General features: G+C 37.7%; 21 protein-coding genes. 5 read left to right on the forward strand and 16 right to left on the reverse strand.

Annotated elements, in window-relative coordinates; all coding sequences use genetic code 11:
* Positions 1-193: 193 nt before the first annotated feature.
* The 3 genes from MKL33_RS09655 to MKL33_RS09665 all read right to left on the reverse strand — a co-directional run bounded on the left by MKL33_RS09655 (position 194) and on the right by MKL33_RS09665 (position 1,880).
* The gene (locus tag MKL33_RS09655) at positions 194-805 is read right to left on the reverse strand and encodes a glutathione S-transferase family protein (protein ID WP_086354847.1); all 612 of its coding nucleotides are present in this window, start codon (positions 803-805) and stop codon (positions 194-196) included.
* Between the two features lie 70 nt (positions 806-875).
* Positions 876-1,295: a DoxX family protein gene (locus MKL33_RS09660; RefSeq protein WP_017403364.1), complete on the reverse strand. Its 420-nt coding sequence runs from the start codon at positions 1,293-1,295 to the stop codon at positions 876-878.
* 12 nt (positions 1,296-1,307) lie between these two features.
* Positions 1,308-1,880 (reverse strand): FMN-dependent NADH-azoreductase, encoded by a 573-nt coding sequence (locus MKL33_RS09665; RefSeq protein ID WP_017403365.1) that lies wholly within the window; start codon positions 1,878-1,880, stop codon positions 1,308-1,310.
* 158 nt (positions 1,881-2,038) lie between these two features.
* Between MKL33_RS09665 and MKL33_RS09670 the strand changes: the two genes are divergently transcribed.
* Positions 2,039-2,956 (forward strand): LysR substrate-binding domain-containing protein, encoded by a 918-nt coding sequence (locus MKL33_RS09670; protein ID WP_000654049.1) that lies wholly within the window; start codon positions 2,039-2,041, stop codon positions 2,954-2,956.
* Between the two features lie 54 nt (positions 2,957-3,010).
* Here the strand turns inward: MKL33_RS09670 and MKL33_RS09675 are convergent, their stop codons facing one another.
* The 12 genes from MKL33_RS09675 to MKL33_RS09730 all read right to left on the reverse strand — a co-directional run bounded on the left by MKL33_RS09675 (position 3,011) and on the right by MKL33_RS09730 (position 14,935).
* Positions 3,011-4,072, reverse strand: a complete 1,062-nt coding sequence (locus tag MKL33_RS09675) for an MBL fold metallo-hydrolase (RefSeq protein ID WP_017481061.1) — start codon at positions 4,070-4,072, stop codon at positions 3,011-3,013.
* Between the two features lie 193 nt (positions 4,073-4,265).
* Positions 4,266-4,442 (reverse strand): hypothetical protein, encoded by a 177-nt coding sequence (locus MKL33_RS09680; RefSeq protein WP_017403367.1) that lies wholly within the window; start codon positions 4,440-4,442, stop codon positions 4,266-4,268.
* 103 nt (positions 4,443-4,545) lie between these two features.
* The gene (locus MKL33_RS09685; protein WP_270906880.1) at positions 4,546-5,097 is read right to left on the reverse strand and encodes a TetR/AcrR family transcriptional regulator; all 552 of its coding nucleotides are present in this window, start codon (positions 5,095-5,097) and stop codon (positions 4,546-4,548) included.
* A 236-nt stretch (positions 5,098-5,333) separates the two neighbouring features.
* Positions 5,334-5,495 (reverse strand): hypothetical protein, encoded by a 162-nt coding sequence (locus MKL33_RS09690; protein WP_153227538.1) that lies wholly within the window; start codon positions 5,493-5,495, stop codon positions 5,334-5,336.
* Positions 5,496-5,863: 368 nt separating this feature from the next.
* Entirely contained in the window at positions 5,864-6,766 is a 903-nt protein-coding gene (locus MKL33_RS09695; RefSeq protein WP_005135204.1) for a bile acid:sodium symporter family protein, read from the reverse strand.
* Positions 6,767-6,840: 74 nt separating this feature from the next.
* Entirely contained in the window at positions 6,841-8,481 is a 1,641-nt protein-coding gene (locus MKL33_RS09700; protein ID WP_270906881.1) for an AMP-binding protein, read from the reverse strand.
* Positions 8,482-8,618: 137 nt separating this feature from the next.
* Positions 8,619-9,992, reverse strand: coding sequence for a long-chain fatty acid transporter (locus MKL33_RS09705; protein WP_270906882.1), 1,374 nt, complete (start codon positions 9,990-9,992; stop codon positions 8,619-8,621).
* Positions 9,993-10,149: 157 nt separating this feature from the next.
* Positions 10,150-11,973 carry an acyl-CoA dehydrogenase gene (locus MKL33_RS09710; RefSeq protein WP_270906883.1) on the reverse strand — a complete coding sequence of 608 codons (1,824 nt, stop codon included), beginning with the start codon at positions 11,971-11,973 and terminating at the stop codon, positions 10,150-10,152.
* A gap of 9 nt (positions 11,974-11,982) precedes the next feature.
* Positions 11,983-12,444 carry a MaoC family dehydratase gene (locus tag MKL33_RS09715; RefSeq protein WP_270906884.1) on the reverse strand — a complete coding sequence of 154 codons (462 nt, stop codon included), beginning with the start codon at positions 12,442-12,444 and terminating at the stop codon, positions 11,983-11,985.
* A 2-nt stretch (positions 12,445-12,446) separates the two neighbouring features.
* Complete coding sequence (locus tag MKL33_RS09720) at positions 12,447-13,358, reverse strand: SDR family NAD(P)-dependent oxidoreductase (RefSeq protein WP_270906885.1); 912 nt, start codon at positions 13,356-13,358, stop codon at positions 12,447-12,449.
* A 44-nt stretch (positions 13,359-13,402) separates the two neighbouring features.
* Positions 13,403-14,158, reverse strand: a complete 756-nt coding sequence (locus tag MKL33_RS09725; protein WP_270906886.1) for an SDR family NAD(P)-dependent oxidoreductase — start codon at positions 14,156-14,158, stop codon at positions 13,403-13,405.
* Between the two features lie 12 nt (positions 14,159-14,170).
* Positions 14,171-14,935: an SDR family oxidoreductase gene (locus MKL33_RS09730; protein ID WP_270906887.1), complete on the reverse strand. Its 765-nt coding sequence runs from the start codon at positions 14,933-14,935 to the stop codon at positions 14,171-14,173.
* Between the two features lie 179 nt (positions 14,936-15,114).
* Here MKL33_RS09730 and MKL33_RS09735 point away from each other — a divergent pair, with 179 nt between their 5' ends.
* The 3 genes from MKL33_RS09735 (at position 15,115) to MKL33_RS09745 (ending at position 17,872) form a co-directional block, all read left to right on the forward strand.
* Positions 15,115-16,050: a LysR family transcriptional regulator gene (locus MKL33_RS09735; protein WP_039762560.1), complete on the forward strand. Its 936-nt coding sequence runs from the start codon at positions 15,115-15,117 to the stop codon at positions 16,048-16,050.
* A 93-nt stretch (positions 16,051-16,143) separates the two neighbouring features.
* Positions 16,144-16,713 carry a TetR/AcrR family transcriptional regulator gene (locus MKL33_RS09740; RefSeq protein WP_000113715.1) on the forward strand — a complete coding sequence of 190 codons (570 nt, stop codon included), beginning with the start codon at positions 16,144-16,146 and terminating at the stop codon, positions 16,711-16,713.
* 139 nt (positions 16,714-16,852) lie between these two features.
* The gene (locus MKL33_RS09745) at positions 16,853-17,872 is read left to right on the forward strand and encodes an MBL fold metallo-hydrolase (protein ID WP_270906888.1); all 1,020 of its coding nucleotides are present in this window, start codon (positions 16,853-16,855) and stop codon (positions 17,870-17,872) included.
* Between the two features lie 57 nt (positions 17,873-17,929).
* Here the strand turns inward: MKL33_RS09745 and MKL33_RS09750 are convergent, their stop codons facing one another.
* Positions 17,930-18,298, reverse strand: coding sequence for a hypothetical protein (locus MKL33_RS09750; RefSeq protein WP_002061057.1), 369 nt, complete (start codon positions 18,296-18,298; stop codon positions 17,930-17,932).
* Between the two features lie 405 nt (positions 18,299-18,703).
* On the opposite strand from MKL33_RS09750, the gene MKL33_RS09755 reads away from it, so the two are divergent.
* Positions 18,704-19,252 (forward strand): RrF2 family transcriptional regulator, encoded by a 549-nt coding sequence (locus tag MKL33_RS09755; protein ID WP_005074213.1) that lies wholly within the window; start codon positions 18,704-18,706, stop codon positions 19,250-19,252.
* Positions 19,253-19,381 lie beyond the last annotated feature (129 nt).

Here is a 19,381-nt window from a genome sequence, read left to right on the forward strand (position 1 = left end):
TTTTTTAACGCAAATCTTTGTTGCCAAATTCACAACTTTAAATTTCACTTTTGACAACATAATTTATCTTTAAGGTATAATTTTAATTATTTATTTAAATTTCATTCTACAACATACGTTATTTCTATAATCTATTTTATGACTATAAAATATAAAAGAGGAACACTCGTATGTTCCTCTTTCTACATAAAATTTATTGCGACAAACTTGATTCAAACTTTAGAACTTCTTGTATAGAACTTCTTTTTTCCAAGTTATATTTCAAATTGAGAATCTTAGGCCATTTCTCTAAGTCTATAGAAAAATAGTCACACCAATGAAGCATTACAAAGAAATAGAAATCTGCGATTGAGATTTCATTGCCGTTTAAATACTGATTTGACTGAAGTTTATTTTCAATAAAATCAAAACTTCTTGATAACTTGTGTTTGGATACTTCAATCCAAGGATCAATCTTTTCTTTGTAGAAAAAAGCAGAGAAATTTTTATGTATATCCATACTAATAAATGACAATAGACTCATCATTTCATAACGTTCAAAAGAACTAGATTTGGGTATTAGATTTTTCTCTGGAACCAAGTCAGCTAAATAAGTCAGTATTGTTGTAACTTCAGTTATGACTTTACCATTTTCAAGTCCAAGTGCTGGAACTGCCCCTTTAGGATTAATCTTTAAATAATCCAATCCGGATCCAGTGACTTTTGTTGATAAGTCTACAAACTCTGTATCAAATACTTGCCCTGTTTCTTTTAAAGCAATATGAATCGCCATTGAACAGGCATGAGGATAAAAAAATAATCTCATTGATAACAACCATTATTAAAATAGAAAAATAAAGGTAAAAATACAAATATGTACCTTTACCTTTCTGAAATTATTTAAGTTTCTTATCTACACTTAGGCCACCTGCGCCAAAGATAACAAGAGCCAGTAGACCTCCAGCCATTGAAATGTTTTTCATAAACATAATTTGGCTGTTCATATCAGAACCACTGTGAAATAGCACTGCTGCCACTAACGAGAAACCAAACAATAGAAATGCTGCAAGTCGCGTTTGAAGGCCAATCAATACAAGGAAACCACCTCCAAACTCAACCAGAATTGCTAATGGCAATAATGCAGATGACACTCCCATAGACTCCATATATCCAGCATTACTCGAATATTGAAATATCTTTCCTAATCCGGATAAGACAAAAATTACAGATATCATTACCCGCATTAGAAGTGATGCAAATCCAAATACTTTTGGATGTTGGATAATTTTTTCGATTGCGTTATTAATTCTAGTCATGATTATTCTCTCTCAGTTTGGAGCAGGAATAGCAAACATTTGTGGAATACTATTAATTGCTTTACTAATTGATTGAGAACGAGTTGGAAAAGCCATTCCTTCAGCACGTACTACAAATACGTCTTGTATACCTAAGAAATTAAAAATATCTTTTAAGTAAGATTCTTGATGATCCATAGGAAATTGATCACCATAAGCACTACCGCGAGCACTTACAATAATCACTTTCTTACCAGAAACTAAGCCTTGTGGCCCATTCTCTGTATATCTGAAAGTCCGACCTGCAATTAAAATTCGATCAATCCATGCTTTCAATGTAGTGGGAATACTCAAGTTGTACATCGGTGCCCCTAGTACAAAAATATCTGTTTCTTCAAATTGTTGAAGAATACGTTCATCAACTTGGGCTTCTTCACTCAAACTATCAAAGTGTTTTGAAAAATGTGGAAGTGGTTCTACATGCAAGTCGCGATAGGTTACCTCTAAAGGACCATGTTTTTTTAACTCTTGAACTACTGCTTGCCCAATCTCCCGAGTAGCCGAGAATTCACCGAGAGCACTTGAGTCTAAATGTAAAAGTTTCATTTCATACCTATAAGGGTTTTAAGTCGTGAAATGAGTTTATTCGTTTTATATTTGCCACTTAAGCCCTATAATCGGGAACATATGTTGCAAAAAATGCAACCAACAAAGATAAATTTCGAAGTAAGATAAATTATTGGTTCATTAAGGTTAAAACACCGATGAAAGATTTAAATGATTTATATATTTTTGCTTTAATTGTCGAACATGGTGGTCTAAGTAAAGTAGAACAAAAAACAGGTATATCTAAATCAAAATTAAGCCGAAGACTCTCAAATTTAGAGAAAAATTTAAACGTTAAATTATTACAACGAGACTCGAGACAAATTAAGCTTACGGCAATCGGCGAGCAGATTTATCAATATGTACAATCAATGCTTTTAGAAGCGCAAACTGTTTATGACTTAATAGATCAGTTGCGCGGCGAGCCGATTGGATCAATTACTGTAAGCATTCCTATAGATGTTGCAGAAAGAATTATGCCTCTCATTCTTCCTGAATTTATGGATAGATACCCCAAAGTAGAAATCAAATTTATTGTTACCAACAAGAGAGTTGATATCCTTAAAGAATCTGTCGATATTGGAATCCGTATTCGACAGAACTTAGATAGCGATCACAATTTAGTGATGAGACATCTTGGTTATACACAATCAGTATTAGTCGCCAGTCCACAATATCTCAACCAATATGGTACACCTACGCATCCTAGCGATTTAAGTAAGCATAAATTGTTAAGTAATATCGAAAATGAAAATCAAACTTGGTTCTTTAGCAATCAAACTATTAATGAAAACGTAAGTTTGCCTATAAAACCATTTATCAAAGCTGCAAGTTTAACTTTGCTTAATTGTTTAGCTACCGATGGAAAAGGTATCGCTTTGCTGCCTTTGTTAAAATGCAAAAGCCTAATATTAGAAAAGAAACTTATTGTCGTTTTACCTGAATGGGAACTTCCAACTGGAAATTTTCATTTAATCTTTCCATCTCGGAGCGGTGCTTTACCAGCATCAAAGGTTTTTCTTGATTTCTTAATCGAAAAAATTCCTCCTCTACTCAAAGAAATGCAGGATATCTAATTAAAATCAATATATAAAAAGTCTATACCCGATTTTAGGTATAGACATTTTTTACTATTGATAGGCATACATTAATAAAGCTGTGATTTCACCATTCTTTGGAACTGAAGTTTCAAACCCATAATATTGTCCATATTTTGGTCGTAAATATTCAGTTGCCTGATTACCTATTGCATCAAGATATGCTGGTAGCTGGGCCATATGTGAATTTGTTTTCTGAGGATCAGGAGCTCCTACTCCCCACTGCACCACGCCATATGATTGGCCCACTGCTTGTTTCATATCTTTTAGGAACTCTAAATAGAAATCTACATCAGCTTTAGATCCAACATTTCCATGGCCACCACTCAGAAATACCCAATTTAAACTTTTTAATTCTTTTAAATTTTCTTCAAAATAAAGAGGAACTTCAGCACCAGCGAAACCCCAATAAGGTAATTGATCGGCATTTATTAGATCGGGAATATGTGCAACTTTCTCACTTGGAATTAACCAAACACCTGTATCAGCAGTATGTGCTGCATATTTGAAACCATGTACTTGAACATTCACCCCTTCAAAATTAAAACTACCATTTTTAAAAGGAATTGTTTCAGTAGGTTTTGGCAATTTACTTTTAATTCGGTTTAAAAGCTCTGCTGTAGCATCAGATGAAATAATACGTACTTTGACACCTGCCTTTTTAGAAGCTTCAACAATTACTGGAGCTGAGCTGATATGGTCAGCGTGCGCATGCGAATAGACAATTGTTGTAACAGGTAGTTTTGTTACTTCTGAGATCGCTTTTAAAATCTTTTCTCCAGCATTTTCAACTGGGTCAAATAACAGTACTCCTTTTTCACCTACATAAAACATCGTTCCATAAAATTGGGATTGAAAAAAATAAGTATGTTCTGTCATACGTTGCAGTACATACTCTTGCTGAAGATTTCGGTTATATAGCCGGTCAATTTTTTCCGATGGATTTAAAGCTTTTTTACTCGATTGGGAAACATAAACCGCATTTACAGTAGAGGGAGCTTCTGGAATATCTATCGTACTTTGAGCATTGGCTCCATGACTTATGTTCAAATACATTAAGCCTAGTAGTGTGGTATTTAAAAAGATCTTTTTCATTCGAAACCTCAGATATACAATTAAATTAAATGTTCTATACTTGATAAAAACATTCTTATATTTCTGATTTCGAAAGATTAAAACAAGCTACTAAAATAAGAACTTAAGTTGCAAAAATAAGAACAGTCAGCAGTTATTTTTTAACTTAATATTCTCGTATTAATAAATTTTTTTTAAATATAAATGCTCAACGCTATTTTCTAGATTCGTAACAGGCTTTTTTTAAGTTTTCCATTGCATCTGCTGGCATAGGTGCTGTCATCATTGCATGATAATTCATACATTCTGGGGTCTCTTCCTTTTGCACATTCTGATTAGTAACACAGGCAGAGATAATAAAAGGGATAGATAATATTCCTAACAATTTCATAAGCAAATTCCCAAATTATGATGAAATAATTCTAAATAATTTTATTTTAATATATGTTTGATTTTGTTAAATATACTCAAAAGTCAAACAATTAAAACTATGTTCAATTCATAGAAAAAAACCTCTCCACCACCACATCCCTTTCCTCCAAACTTTTTGAGCTTAAAATCTGGAACATCAAGCCATCAATTAGGTTTAAAACCATGTCAGCACTTGGTTTTAACGCGTGAGTTTCCAAACTAAAAACAAGATCAAAAAGTTCTTTAAGCAGCCATTTTCTATATTCAAGCGCTATACGGTAGGCCTGCGGGTAAATCTGTTTAGTTTCAAAAATGGCTTTAAGTAATAGATAGTACAGGCTGTTAAAATTGACATGTAAAACAATGATCTCTTTGAGTTTATCGCTTGAGGTTCGGTAACGGCTTGAGTAGATAATTGCCAGCACTTCTTCTTTAAGTTTGCTTTTTTGAAAAGATATGCACATTTCAACAAGTCGCTGTTTTGATTGAAAGTAGTTATAAAAAGTGGCTTTAGGAATTTTGGATTTTTTGACAATTAAGTCCACGCCCGCATTGTGAAATCCATAGAGATTGAACAGCTCAATTGCTGTATGAAGAACCTGTAATTTTTTGGAAGATCTTTCTAAAGTTGGCATCGTTTTACCGTTATAAATTCTTGTTGTTGCTAAAAGAGATTAAAAAGCCTGTGCCTTTTCTGGGAGACAAAAAGGCAGAGCAAAGCCGTAAAGACTGTGCTTGGCACATCTCAAGTTTTATTGTTGCTAAGTTTTAGACGTAATGATTTAAAGCCTGAAAAGCCTATAGCTCATCAAACTGCTTTAAATTGATTTAAGTTGTGTCGAGATAGATTTTGACAGTGACTGCCAATAATTTATGAATGTGCATAGCCAACTCCTTCTTTTGGGAGTTCTGCCAAAGCATTATAAATTATGGTGGCAGAACGGAAGCGGGTTGACGGACTGGTTTCAACTCCAGCACACTCGAAAGTGTCCCACTCCCGTCCTACCGCTACGGGAGGGAACGAGGTGTGCACACAAGACTACTCCTCAGAAGGAATGACTCTGATGCAGGAGATAATATTCGGTCTGCGACGACCGACTGGCAATGTAGGCCAGCCCGCAAATGGTAATCTTCAATATTTGAGCTGTCAGTGTGAAATTGGCTAGAAAATATTTAATTAAATTATTGTTTTTCATTTAATTACATAATTAAGGAAAACCTTAAATATTGGCTTAACAATTTGCTTTTATAACAGCACTCTAACGCTTTCTTTTTATTGTGACTGCGCTTACTCGGCCATAAATATTTTAAATTTTGAGACTAAAAAAGGAGGTATTAGCCTCCTCTTTTATTTCAAACTAAAACATCTGGTGGTAATTAAATACCTTTATCTGCCAGATATTACTGAAGATTCTTTGAGTATGTTTTAGGTGATATTTGTGTGATCTCTTTCTTTTCTAAACGATTTAACAATGTGCCAAAGATTGCAGCAACAATGTACATAAATAATGAATAAACGGCTGCTGGCATAGCGGCCATACTGCTTGCCATTACTGTAAAAGCAATAGTCATGGCTAAAGTACTGTTATGAATTCCAATTTCAAACGCGCAAGCTTTTGCCTGAAAGCTATTTACTCCCAATAATCTTGGAACAAAATAGCCAACCATTAAACTACATACGCAGAACAGCAAAGTTGCCAATCCAATTTGTCCAATATACGTCATCAGATTTTGGTAATCTCGTGCAATTGCTAATATGATGATCGATACGAGAAAAACGATAGCAAAGATACGCACAGGTTTATTGAGTTTTTCGGCCGTATGCGGTGCAAAATGACGGACTAACATCCCGATCCCAACGGGCACTAAAATAATGAGAAAAACCTGTATGATTTTAGAGAATTGCAATCCTACATTTTGCCCATTTTCCATAAAGTGTTGTATTGCAAAATTCACAATTAATGGAAGTGTAAAGGCAGCAATGACTGAATTTATAGCCGTTAAAGTAATATTTAAAGCGATATCACCTTTATAGAGATAACTAAATAAATTAGCAGTTGGCCCGCCCGGTGACGCAGAAAGGAGCATTAATCCAACAGCAAGCATGGGTGGTAAAGCAAGAACCTTACAAATAATAAATGCAATACCGACTAAAATAACCAGTTGGCAAAATAATGCGATAAACACGGCTTTTGGGTGTTGTCGCACGCGTTTAAAGTCATTTATGGTCAACTCTAGGCCCAAACCAGCCATAATAATTGCGAGTGCAATTGGTAAAAATACGGTAATTAATCCTGAACCCATAATCTCATTCCTTTTTTCATTTATTTATGGACCTTCTATTCCCATACGCTTATGTTTTTAATTAAAAGTTCTTATTAAACCTTTAGTTCTTTTCTTAAAATTTTACCCACGTTCGACTTGGGTAATTCATTTATAAATTGAATATAGCGTGGTTGTTTGTAGCCAGTCAGGTTTTCTTTTGCATAGATTTGAATTTCTTCAACCGATAAAGAGTCATCCTTTTTGACAATAAAGGCTTTAGGCACTTCACCCGATTTTTCATCTGCAATGCCAACCACGGCGACTTCCAAAATTTTTGGATGTTGGGCTAAAACTTCTTCAATTTCGTTCGGAAAAACATTAAAACCTGAAACTAAAATCATGTCTTTTTTACGGTCAATAATTTTGGTATAGCCTTTTTCATTCATAAAGCCAATATCACCCGTTCTAAAGAAACCATCAGCAGTCATGACTGCTTTCGTTTCTTCGGGTAAATTCCAATAACCTTTCATGACCTGCGGGCCACGAATTGCAATTTCTCCAGTTTCACCGGGTGCTAATTGATGACCTTCATCATCCAAAATTGCAATATCCGTGCTCGGTACAGGAATACCGATCGTGCCACTAAAAGTATTAGAGATTGGCGGGTTAAAGGTCGCCACAGGAGAAGTTTCTGATAAGCCATACCCTTCACGGATAATACGTCCTGTCAGTTTTTCCCATCCATCGGCAGTGGATTTCAAAATTGCCATACCGCCGCCTGTAGTAATTTCTAAACGGCTATGGTCCAATTTATTAAAGCCTTCATGATTAATCAGCGCATTAAATAAAGTATTTACAGCAGGAAAAACCGTAGGACGATATTTTTCAAAACAGTGCACGAGAGCATCTAAATCACGCGGGTTTGGAACTAAAACAGTGGCATAACCTTTATTCATTGCACTGTGCAATAAACAGACAGTAAAACCGAAAATATGATAAAGCGGTAAGGCACAGATCGCTATTTCATCTTCGAAAGCATCTCGGTCACCAAAGTAGCTTTTAAAAACCACATTATTTTGTAATAAGTTGGCGACAATATTCTTATGGGTTAATTCTGCGCCCTTCGATACACCTGTTGTTCCGCCCGTATATTGCAAAAGCACAGTATCCTCAAGAATAAGCTTAGGACGTATATAGTCTTGGGCATTTGTCTTCAATAAGATTTGCTTAAAAGCGTGTTTTTTAGAATCTAAGGTGTTTAATTTAGTAGGTTGCTCGACCAACATTTCAGTCATGGTGGTGGTAATAATTTGTTCAACCGACACGTGCTCTTTGACAGCGTCATAAACAGGTAAAAGTTGTTCTAATATAAATAAGACTTTTGCGCCTGCATCATTTAATTGATGCTTTAACTCGCGGGCTGTATAGAGGGGGTTAATATTGACCAGAATGTAACCTGCACGAATGACGGCAAGTGAAATAATCGGGTACTGAATAATATTGGGCATCATCACGGCAACACGTGTCCCTTTTTCTAGCCCTAAACTTTGCAAGAATGTTGCTACTTGTCGACTATATAAATCGATTTCAGCATAAGAAAAAGATTGATCTGCAAATATAAAAGCCTTTCTTTGCTGGAACTTATTAAAACTGTTGTCCCATAAATCGAGAAGTGAAGTTTGTTCATCCGGCAATGTAATCGTACTCTCTATATTCCATTGCTTATATTCATCTAACCAGATCTGTTTTGTCATCTTATTGTCCTTTTATGAGAGGGAGAAATGGAACTGTTCCTACTCCCCTTTTTATATTTTCTTTAATCTCTTAATCTGCTTACTCTCGTACAGAAATAAACTGTTTATATAACTAAGCGATCCATCAAATAGTTGAATTAAAATTTATAACCAATTTTCAAACCGTAACCGATTGAATAGTTATTTTTATATTCACCCACATAATATTCACTGCCTGCCTGAGCACCAAGCTGACCTTTGGCATCACCGAGCCATAGATACTTCATGCCACCTGAAATAAAGTATTTTGAAGTTGGACTATATTGTGCACCAAGACCAACACTGTAATAACCTTTAGCTGGCCCGCCTGTGGACACGCGCTCACCCGCTCCCGAGTCCCAACCTACAGAAACTGAACCCGACCATTTATCGCTTAGGCGTTGCCCAATTCCAAGATTGGCAGACCATTGATCATCATAATAACGAACCAGATTAAAACCATTTGGACGACTTGGCGTTGATAGAACCCCAACAACTTCTGAGATTTCGCCAAAACGATAGGGTTTAAACTCAAAATCGTTCCAGTGAACCCAACGTACGTTACCGAACAATAAAGTACCTTTGCGTAATCCGGTCTGAAATTCCAAATTCACTGACTCTGGCGCTCTAAACTTAGTTGAGCCTGATGTGCCTGCTTCGGGTAAGCCCGCAACAATATGATTGAGTGCCTCCTTACGCGATTCAGTGAGTTGTCCTATAGAAACCATATACGCCAAATGCTGATCAAGAAAATCACGGCCTTGTTGTGTACTCAACATATCAACTAGTGGCGCATTTTCATTGGCAGTCACTTCATGCATAATTTCTGAACGATAGGTCAATGAGGCTTTTATGGCTTTTTCGGGAATTTGATAACCAAATCCTGCCAGCCATCCCCAATCTCCAACTTCTTTGGCATTAAAGTCATAGCCATTATATAAACTGAAAACTTGACCTCTTAAATTGACGTTACTTTTAAATGTCTGATAAACAGGACCTGCATAAAAATTCCAGTTCTTATCCGGTTGATAACCAAAAATCAGACTAAAATTTTGCATAACAAAATTTGATTTGGTGTTCCCTGTTACGACTTCTCTACCGGTCTTTTGGGCAAGTGTTGCTGAATCAATGCCTGGTACTAAAATCGTATCACTCGGCTTAGCAACAAAACTGTTATTTCCATAATATTCAGAGTCGGAAGTAAAGGGCTGATCGTAAAGAAAACCAAATGAGAACTGAGGTGCTAACTGTAATTTCAAAGCTGCACTGGGACGATAATCAGAGTTTGCAATATCAGAAATACTATTACGTGTTGGGTTTGTACCCGCTTCTTGTCCTTCTAACGAAGTGTCTGAAACAGATAAACTTGCCTCAAAATAATTACCAGGTTGTAGAAATGCAGAAATTGATTGTCCTGTTCGATCAAATGCTGCTGCATAGATTGGGCTCGTACAAAATGAAGCCATAACCATGACTAATGTTTTCTTTTTCATCTTTTAATCCGTCCTAGATTTTTATTTTTACTTATTAGGGCACTCTTTACTGAACGCCTGATGTTTGTTTTTACATAGTGATTCTTATTAGGTATTTTCTATAAAATCAGGTTGTTCTCCTTTTCTGTTAAACGGCGCGGTTAAGGAATGGTTCTTACTAGAACCATTCTTCTGACATATTGAGTGGAGTCGTCTCTACCGGATCAAGCACCGCTAACCAACTCATAATTTTCGGCATTTCCCAGCCAAAGAAATAATCACACGCGGCAAGCTTCCCATGCAGAAAATCAGGGTCTGTTGAGTTCGGCATGAGTTTATGAATGACTACCGCTTGATCAAGCCATAACCATCCCACCACAAGATGTCCAAAAGCTTCCAGATAATTGGCGGCATTTGCCAGTTGAAGTTCAACATCGGTTAAGGCATGTAATTTCTCTGTTACATTTCGGATGAGTTGCCACTTTTGGTCTAATTGATCTGCATGATCTTTTAAAGAAGGCTCTGCGTTGGCTTGTTCAATCGTATTCATGATTTTTTCATGTAATAGCTTCATCGACAGTCCCTGATTAAGACGAGTTTTTCGTCCTAATAAATCGAGCGCTTGAATGCCAAATGTTCCTTCATGAATCGGGTTGAGTCGATTGTCCCGATAAAACTGTTCAACATTATATTCACGGGTATAACCGTAGCCGCCATGAACTTGAATGGCTAAATCATTTGCCACAAGCCCCCATTCAGAAGACCAGCTTTTCACCACTGGTGTTAATAGATCAAGTAATTGATGGGCTTGATTGCGCTGCTCGGCATCGTCAAGCGAGTGGATATCATCGGTTAATCGGGCTGCATATAGGCATAGTGCCAACGCACCTGAGACATATGCTTTTTGCGCCAAGAGCATACGGCGAACATCCGCATGTTGAATAAGCGGGATTTGTGGAGAACTTGGATTGCGTTCACTACGAGAGCGACCTTGTACTCGAGTTTTTGCATAATCTAAAGCATGAAGATAACCTGTATATCCCAATGCTGCTGCCCCAAGTCCAACCGAAATTCGGGCTTCATTCATCATATGGAACATATAGGCCAGCCCTTTACCAGCTTCGCCGACTAGCTCACCAATTGCGCCTGCTTCTCCTTCGGGTGTGAAACGACCTTCCCCAAAATTCAGCACACAATTTACAGTTCCCCGATAACCCATCTTGTGGTTAATTCCAGCTAATACCACATCATTACGTTCACTTGGCTGTCCATTTTCATCGAGTAATTTGCGCGGTACGGTAAACAGAGAAATGCCTTGCACACCTGCTGGTAATTGTCCATTTTCATCTGGAATTTTTGCCAAAACCAAGTGAACAATATTGTCAGAGATATCGTGCTCACCGCCTGAAATCCACATTTTGTTTCCAAACAAACGATAACGACCATCTTTTGTTTTAATCGCACGTGTACGAATATCAGCCAGACTTGAACCTGCTTGCGGCTCCGATAAACACATCGTTCCGAAACATTTGCCTTCCATCATGGCATTGACATAGGGTTTCACTTTTTCAGGTTCACCATGAGCCATTAATAAATTTGCATTACCAATGGTTAAAAAGGCGTAGCCCGCTGTTCCTGAATTGGCACCGAGTAGATATGCCATACCTGCACGCTCGATGGTATTGGGTAAGTTCATCCCATTCCAATCTGACGGAAACGCTGCACTCATCAAACCTGCGTCAGCAAAGGCCTTTAGTGCTACCCCGACTTCAGGATTGACAGTTACACGCTCACCATCAAAAACAGGTTCGTTACTGTCATTTTTTTTATTATGTGGAGCAAATAAATCGGTTGCCAAAGCCTCGTAAACGTTTAAAACAGACGTATATTCAAAACGGTCCTGTCCTGCAAAAGTATCGCGTTGGCTGAGTTCTTCGACTTTTAGCCAATCGAATAGCAAAAAATCGACATCACGGCGAGATAGAATTAATTCATTGCTCATGGTTTATTCCTATACATTTACAAGTGTAAGCCACTCTGTCACAAGTGCTGGTTTTGCCTGATCTTCGATTTCAATCGTGACTTCCATGATCAACTGATAACTTCCCTTATTTTTTTGGGAAACATTTTTTAAGTGAAAATTTCCACGCACCCGCTTACCGCTATGTACGGGACTCATAAAACGCAAATTATTGATGCCATAATTCACGCCAGATTTCTGCCCCTGTACAGTCGGCAAGACCTGAGCGGCCATCGCTGAAAGTAAAGAGAGTGTTAAAAAACCATGGGCAATCGTGCCACCAAAAGGTGTCTGGCGAGCAGCTTCTTCATCCACATGAATAAATTGATGATCTTGTGTGACATCTGCAAAGGTATTAATCATGCTTTGATCAATGGTCATCCATTGCGAGCTACCTAATGCTTGGCCTTGCAACTCAATCAGTTGATCGATGCTTAATGTATTTTTTGTCAAAATTATTCTCCTGCCATTAATGAAGCTTTTTTCAGCTCAAGCTCACCCTGAGCGCCTCCTCTGACAGGCACAAACTCATCTGTTCGGTCTGAAACATCAGCTAAACGTTGTGCTAAAACATGCGGAACTTGTTCATCCGTACCTAAATAAATTCCTTGCGTAAGGGTAATGTGGGCAGCTTCAAAACTACCTGCGCCAGCACAAAGAATTATACGGGTAGGTGCATCTTCGCTAACCAAAGTCGCGATTGCAGGACTGACCGCACTTGGAGCAAGAGCTTTAAGGGCTTGTTCGGGTAATAATCCTTCAAGCATACGCGTTGCAGCTGTTGGTGCTAGACAGTTCACCCGAACATTAGATTTTTCACCTTCTAAAGCCAGTGTCTGCATGAGTCCAACCAATGCCATTTTTGCAGCACTGTAGTTGGACTGCCCAAAGTTGCCATATAGACCAGAGGATGAAGTCGTCATAACAATACGACCATATTTTTGCTCGCGCATGATATCCCATACCGCTTTTGTGCAATTTACTGCCCCCATTAAGTGGACATCAATCACGGTACGGAAGTCATCTAGTGACATTTTGCTAAAAGTTTTATCTCGAAGAATTCCAGCATTATTAATTAAAATATCTACACGTCCCCAACGGGCAATGGTTTCATCTACCATCTGTTGAACTTGTTCAATATCCGTGACTGAAGCACCATTTGCCATCGCCTCGCCACCAGCCGCAATAATTTCATCCACGACTTTTTGGGCTGCCATGGTTGAGCCACCTTTTCCGTTCACATCGCTACCAAGATCATTCACGACCACTTTTGCACCCAAACGAGCCAGTAACAATGCATGTTCCCGCCCTAGACCTGCGCCTGCACCTGTAACAATAGCCACTCGATTGCTTAAATTAATTGTCATGATTTTTTCCTAGATATATGAACAAGATGTATTTAATAAATGTTTTAATAAGCTGTCACGCCGCCATCAATTGCAATGGCTTGACCTGTGAGATATGAGTTTTCTTTGGCACACATCATCAGCATCATTGCCACCACTTCGCTTGGATGGCCAAGACGCTTCATTGGCGAGGCCTGCGCTAAAAAGTCTTGTTTCTCTTTGAGTTCACTGTCGACCACCATCGGAGTGGTTGTATAAAATGGACAAATTGCATTAACTCGAATGCCTTTATTTGCATATTCAATCGCTGCTGTTTTGGTTAATCCCACCACAGCATGCTTTGCCGCAGCATAGGCAGCCAATTTGGGAGCCGCACCTAAACCTGCAACAGAAGCAACATTCAGAATAATGCCACCCCCTTGTTGCAACATCTGACGAATTTGATGCTTCATTCCAAAGAACACGCCTTTGGCATTGACGGCAAAACTCAAATCCAGATCTGCTTCATCGGTATCAATAAAGCTTTTCATAGGTGGACTCATACCTGCATTATTGATCCCAACATCGATTCTACCAAACTGAGTAACTGCACTTTGCACCAAAGCCTGTACATCTGCTTCACAGCTAACATCACACACTTGCGCAATCACCTCCACTCCTGCTTGGCGTAGCGGTTCAACTACAGTATTTAACCCTTCAATATTCAAGTCACCCAACGCTAATTTTGCACCATACTTCGCCAGTTGCTCTGCCAGCAATGCACCAAATCCACTCGCCGCACCTGTGATTAAGACCACTTGACCTGAATAATGTTCGTACATTGCTATTCCTCCCTAAATAGTTAAACCGCCATCAACCACAATACATTCACCATTGGTGTAACTCGCAGCATCTGACACTAAATAAAGTACAGTTCCAGCCATTTCACGTGGTTCTGCGTGACGGCGTAATGGAATTGTGTCCATCCAGCTTTTATAAATATCTTCATTTTCAAATAGTGCCGAAGCAAATTTGGTCTTGGTAAGACCCGGCAATAAAGCATTCACTCGAATGCCCAATGGTCCACATTCTTTTGCAAAGGCTTTAGTCATATTCACCACCGCAGCTTTGGTAATAGAATAAATACCTTGTTGGTCTCCGGGTTGCAGGGCATTTACAGATGCGGTATTAACAATTGCACCGCCACCCTGTTCTTTCATTAATTTACCTGCCTCAACAGACATGAAGAAATATCCACGAATGTTGACTTCAACCGTTTTGTTATAGGCCCCAATATCTGTATCTAGAATATGACCAAAATAAGGGTTGGCAGCTGCATTATTGACTAAAATATCTAAACGACCGTGTTCTTTACGAATATATTCAAAAATTTCTGCAATATCTTCTAACTTACCCACATGGCAAGCAAAAGCTTCCGCCTTTCCATTTGCTGCAATAATTTCATTAGCAACACGTTGACAATCTTCAATCTTGCGACTAGATACAATTACATGTGCGCCTTGTTCTGCTAAAAGTTTGGCAATTTCCTCACCAATACCACGGCTTGCACCTGTAACTAAGGCTACTTTTCCAGTCAAATCAAATAAATGTGTTGCCATATCATTTCCTTGTGTTCATAGGTTTTATAAAAATTAGTTGTAATCAACGCTTTCTAAATGCTGTTACCGCAAGCACTACATTCAAAATTCACGGTTTTAATCACTCTATTTCTTACGCTATTTCCTGACCATATCTAACTTGTTACAATGAATAAAATGAATTGTTTGAATAACAAACTATGAATGAAATGAATAATAATATTGCCTCTCTTGCTCGTATTGACCTGAATTTATTTCGTGTATTTGTAGCAATTTATAAAGAAAAAAATCTAACACGGGCCAGTGAACAACTTTTTCTAAGTCAACCTGCTGTTAGTCATGCTTTGGCACGTTTACGTGATCATTTTAATGACCCATTATTTATTCGAGATGGACACGGTGTTGTTCCATCACCTTTAGCCAAACGTTTATGGCCTAAAATTGAACAATCATTACAACTTATGCATCAAGCAATTCAAAGCACGCATGACTTTGTGCCAGCACGAGATTTAAAGCATCTCACAATTGCTATGAATGATGAGTATGAAGGAATTTTTTTACCCTCTATTATTCAGCACTTAACTCAATTTAATCCTAATTTACAGTTAAATAGCGTACGCATTGATCGTAAAAACTTAAGACATGAGCTTTCTACTGGGAAAATCGATTTTGCGATTGATGTTCAACATTCGGTTGAAGATAGCATTGGTTATGAATGCCTTACTAAAGATCAATTTGTGGTAATAAGTCGCAAGCAGCATCCCTTATTATCCAAAACAAACCTAACCAAAGAAATTTATTTAGAAGCTAAACACATTACAGTGTCTTCTCGTCCTACAGGTCGTGTCTTTGAAGATTTTTTCTTATCTAAACAAGGTATCAAAAGAACGATTAGTTTCCGCTGCCAACAATATGAAACGGCAATCCGTTTAATTACACAAATGGACCATTTACTCACGATTCCTCAATGTCAAATTGCTCATTTTAAAGATAATTACCCCCAAATTAAGGTGCATCCACTACCGATAGATATTGTTGGATATCAGATGAATTTATATTGGGATCAGCAAAAGGCCCATGAACACCAAATCGTATGGTGTAAGAGTCAAATATTGCAGCTTATGAATAGTTTATAAAATAGTAAATTTATGACAGTAAAATTCTATTTCGCTTGCACTGCTCATATTTTTATGTATGATTGAGTAATCACTCAATTAATATTTTTGTATATGGCTCGTCCTCGTAGTGAAGATAAACGTAATGCAATTTTAAGTGCTGCTATCGAAACATTAGCAGAGCTTGGCGAGCGTGCGTCTACCTCAAAAATTGCCAAAGTTGCTGGCGTGGCAGAAGGTACTTTATTTACCTATTTTAGTAATAAAGAAGAGCTGCTTAACCAGTTATATCTTTCGCTAAAGGCTGAGTTACGTCAGGTGATGATGCTTAGTTACCCCACTAACGCTGACCTGCAAACACAAATGTCACATATCTGGCAAAGCTATTTGGACTGGAGTCTAGAAGCTCCCCTTAAACGAAAAGTGATGGCGCAGCTTTCGACTTCGGAACAAATTACTGAGCAAAGCAAACAAATTGGCATGCAAACCTTTTGTGACCTGACTCAAAACATTCAAGAATGTATTAATGATGGCAAATTAAGAGATTATCCGCCGTTATTTATTGCTTCAATTTTAGGTGCGCTTGCCGAAGTTACACTCAATTTTATTGCCCAAGACCCTTCTCAAGCCGAGCGTTATCGCAAATCTGGTTTTGAAGCATTTTGGCATGCAGTTTCAATATAGATAAAAGATAAGGATGCGCGGCGTCCTTATTTTTGAATGAATTAATGAGTGAGTAAATACTCATTTAAATAATCAAAATAAGCACTTAGCCCAAGTTCTTATTTGTACATATAGGTTTGTTCCAATAAGGAAAAACAAAATGACTATTTCAAACACAACAGACTTGCCTGCTCCCTTAATGCCATCACAGCAACACAATGGCAAATTTAGAAATACGTGTCCAAACCAACACCAGCCTTCTTTTGGCAAAACGCTTCAGCTCATGTGGAAGTTTCTATTTAACAAACCAAAAGACACAGTTCCGAACAAAGCAATTCCTGTTTTAAGTTTGTCAAAAGAACAGCTTTTAAGTGCACCCGATCGCTCTCTATTTCGTTTGGGCCACTCAACCATCTTGTTAAAACTTCAAAATGAGTTTTGGTTAACCGACCCAGTTTTTTCAGAGCGTGCATCACCTTTTCAATGGCTTGGACCAAAACGTTTCCACCAGCCCCCAATTAGCATTCCCGAATTACCACCCATTAAAGGCGTGATTTTGTCACATAACCACTACGACCACCTCGACTACCATGCAGTTATGCAGCTTAACGATAAAGTTGAGCATTTCTTAACACCGCTTGGTGTGGGTGATACGCTCATTAAATGGGGAATTCCAGCAGAAAAGGTTCAGCAGCTCGACTGGTGGGACACAACATCTTTCGATGGACTCGAACTGGTGGCTACCCCTGCCCATCATTTTTCAGGCCGTGGTATGGGCGATAGCAACGCGACACTTTGGGCGTCGTGGGTGATTATTGATAATGACTTACGTGTATTTTTTAGTGGAGATACGGGCTATTTTGACGGTTTTAAAGAGATTGGACATCGTTACGGTCCTTTCGATCTGACCATGTTAGAAACTGGTGCTTACGACCCCGAATGGCCCGATGTTCATATGCAGCCTGAGCAAACTTTACAAGCGCATATCGATTTAAAAGGCAGTCATTTGTTGCCTGTGCACAACGGTACTTTTGATTTGGCGCTTCATGCTTGGGATGACCCGTTTGAACGTATCGTGGCCTTGGCTCAACAAAATAATTTAGCGATTAGTACGCCTCAAATGGGTGAACTCTTGAATCTTAATGAACCAAATGTCGAAAATTATTGGTGGCGTTCGTAAGTTTGAAGAAATTATTTGGAGAGTAAAAGAATGCTTTTTCTCTCCAATATTTAAATTTTAACTTTTCTTATGTGCCTTCCAAGGAAACTTAATTGTGCACACAACAAAAACCAGAAATAAAAATTGGGAAATATACATATAGTTGAGCAAGTCTCGCCCTACCTTTAATGTAATCCAAGTGTTGTGAATGACATCACTAAATATAATAAGAAAAGTTAGAATTAAGCCGATACGAGGTCTATAAAATAGAAGAATTGCAGCAAGTGGATCAATAAACGTTAAAGATGTCCAATAAATACAAGTAAATAAAGGCGCATTGTTATAGTCCCAAAACAAACCATGCATCAAAACTGTTTGTAAATGGTTGAACCCTGCACCGATAAGGCAAAGTGCATAAATACATCTAATAATAAATTCAGTTTTCAAAACAACTCTCTTATTCATTCATCATGCTATATAAAAAATATTTTTATTCAGATAAAGCTATTTAATATTTTAAGTAAAACAATCTACGCAAATATAATTTAAATAACTCTATAAATAAATGATAAATACCTATCCCGTTTCATCTATCTTACTTATAAGTGGTGAACTATTTGATTAAACACCTATTAGACATTCTTACGATTAAGAGAACTTAATAAAATATTTTTTATAAATTATTAAAATATGTTTTTTAATAAAATTTAAATTATTCAATTAGATACATTCATAATTAACACTTTTAAATAGCCTTCCTTAAACTAAGACTAACTTTGTCCTAGTTTTATTGTTGACTTAAAACACAGACTACATTAGTCTGTGTTTGTAGTTGATCAATTATGAAATTAAATGGCTTATATCACTAGTAGCGTCGAGTATGCGATTCACTGTCTTCTTTTTCTTGTGAACAATGAAGATAAACCTTTAAGTAGTAAGGATCTTGCCGAATTACAAGGAGTCTCTCCAAGTTTTATGGCCAAGATTTTTCCTAAACTTGAAAAGGCAGGTCTAGTTATTGCTCAAGAAGGTGTTCGTGGTGGATATTTACTGGCTCGATCTGCTCACGAAATCAGTTTTTTAGATATCGTGAATGCAATTGAGGGTGAAAAACCGCTTTTTGAGTGCCAAGAAGTTCGTGGAAAATGTGCAGTTTTTAACAATGCCCCACCCGATTGGGCAACCAGTGGTGTGTGCGCAGTACATGCAGTCATGCTACAAGCCGAAAAAGCCATGCGAGATGCTTTAGGTGCTCATACACTTGGCGATATTGCAGACCGTTTTGGCCGTTATGCACCTGACGTGTTTTTTAGTGATGTAAATGGCTGGATCAATGAACGCATCGAAGGAAGAACAGCAAAAATGCGTAAAAGTAAAATATCGCGGGATACCCCCGACTAATAAGTTAGTAGGGGTTCGTACCCTAATATAAAACACCCTTAATCCTTTTTAAATGCCTTCTCAGATTTTTTCGGACAATCAGAGAATGGATTCGCTCACCCAAAATTTTGTGATGAGTTGGAATGTGAT

The sequence above is a fragment of the Acinetobacter sp. AOR43_HL genome, assembly GCF_027854635.1.
In the GTDB taxonomy this organism is placed as follows: domain Bacteria; phylum Pseudomonadota; class Gammaproteobacteria; order Pseudomonadales; family Moraxellaceae; genus Acinetobacter; species Acinetobacter pittii.

Bases quoted from the DNA above. Each gene is read 5' to 3' on its own strand.
- MKL33_RS09720 (WP_270906885.1), bottom strand. From the start codon at position 13,358: ATGACAATTAATTTAAGCAATCGAGTGGCTATTGTTACAGGTGCAGGC.
- MKL33_RS09740 (WP_000113715.1), top strand. From the start codon at position 16,144: ATGGCTCGTCCTCGTAGTGAAGATAAACGTAATGCAATTTTAAGTGCT.
- MKL33_RS09700 (WP_270906881.1), bottom strand. From the start codon at position 8,481: ATGACAAAACAGATCTGGTTAGATGAATATAAGCAATGGAATATAGAG.
- MKL33_RS09675 (WP_017481061.1), bottom strand. From the start codon at position 4,072: ATGAAAAAGATCTTTTTAAATACCACACTACTAGGCTTAATGTATTTG.
- MKL33_RS09735 (WP_039762560.1), top strand. From the start codon at position 15,115: ATGAATGAAATGAATAATAATATTGCCTCTCTTGCTCGTATTGACCTG.
- MKL33_RS09655 (WP_086354847.1), bottom strand. From the start codon at position 805: ATGAGATTATTTTTTTATCCTCATGCCTGTTCAATGGCGATTCATATT.
- MKL33_RS09670 (WP_000654049.1), top strand. From the start codon at position 2,039: ATGAAAGATTTAAATGATTTATATATTTTTGCTTTAATTGTCGAACAT.
- MKL33_RS09730 (WP_270906887.1), bottom strand. From the start codon at position 14,935: ATGGCAACACATTTATTTGATTTGACTGGAAAAGTAGCCTTAGTTACA.
- MKL33_RS09660 (WP_017403364.1), bottom strand. From the start codon at position 1,295: ATGACTAGAATTAATAACGCAATCGAAAAAATTATCCAACATCCAAAA.
- MKL33_RS09680 (WP_017403367.1), bottom strand. From the start codon at position 4,442: ATGAAATTGTTAGGAATATTATCTATCCCTTTTATTATCTCTGCCTGT.
- MKL33_RS09710 (WP_270906883.1), bottom strand. From the start codon at position 11,973: ATGAGCAATGAATTAATTCTATCTCGCCGTGATGTCGATTTTTTGCTA.
- MKL33_RS09665 (WP_017403365.1), bottom strand. From the start codon at position 1,880: ATGAAACTTTTACATTTAGACTCAAGTGCTCTCGGTGAATTCTCGGCT.
- MKL33_RS09755 (WP_005074213.1), top strand. From the start codon at position 18,704: ATGGCTTATATCACTAGTAGCGTCGAGTATGCGATTCACTGTCTTCTT.
- MKL33_RS09745 (WP_270906888.1), top strand. From the start codon at position 16,853: ATGACTATTTCAAACACAACAGACTTGCCTGCTCCCTTAATGCCATCA.
- MKL33_RS09695 (WP_005135204.1), bottom strand. From the start codon at position 6,766: ATGGGTTCAGGATTAATTACCGTATTTTTACCAATTGCACTCGCAATT.
- MKL33_RS09685 (WP_270906880.1), bottom strand. From the start codon at position 5,097: ATGCCAACTTTAGAAAGATCTTCCAAAAAATTACAGGTTCTTCATACA.
- MKL33_RS09705 (WP_270906882.1), bottom strand. From the start codon at position 9,992: ATGAAAAAGAAAACATTAGTCATGGTTATGGCTTCATTTTGTACGAGC.
- MKL33_RS09725 (WP_270906886.1), bottom strand. From the start codon at position 14,158: ATGTACGAACATTATTCAGGTCAAGTGGTCTTAATCACAGGTGCGGCG.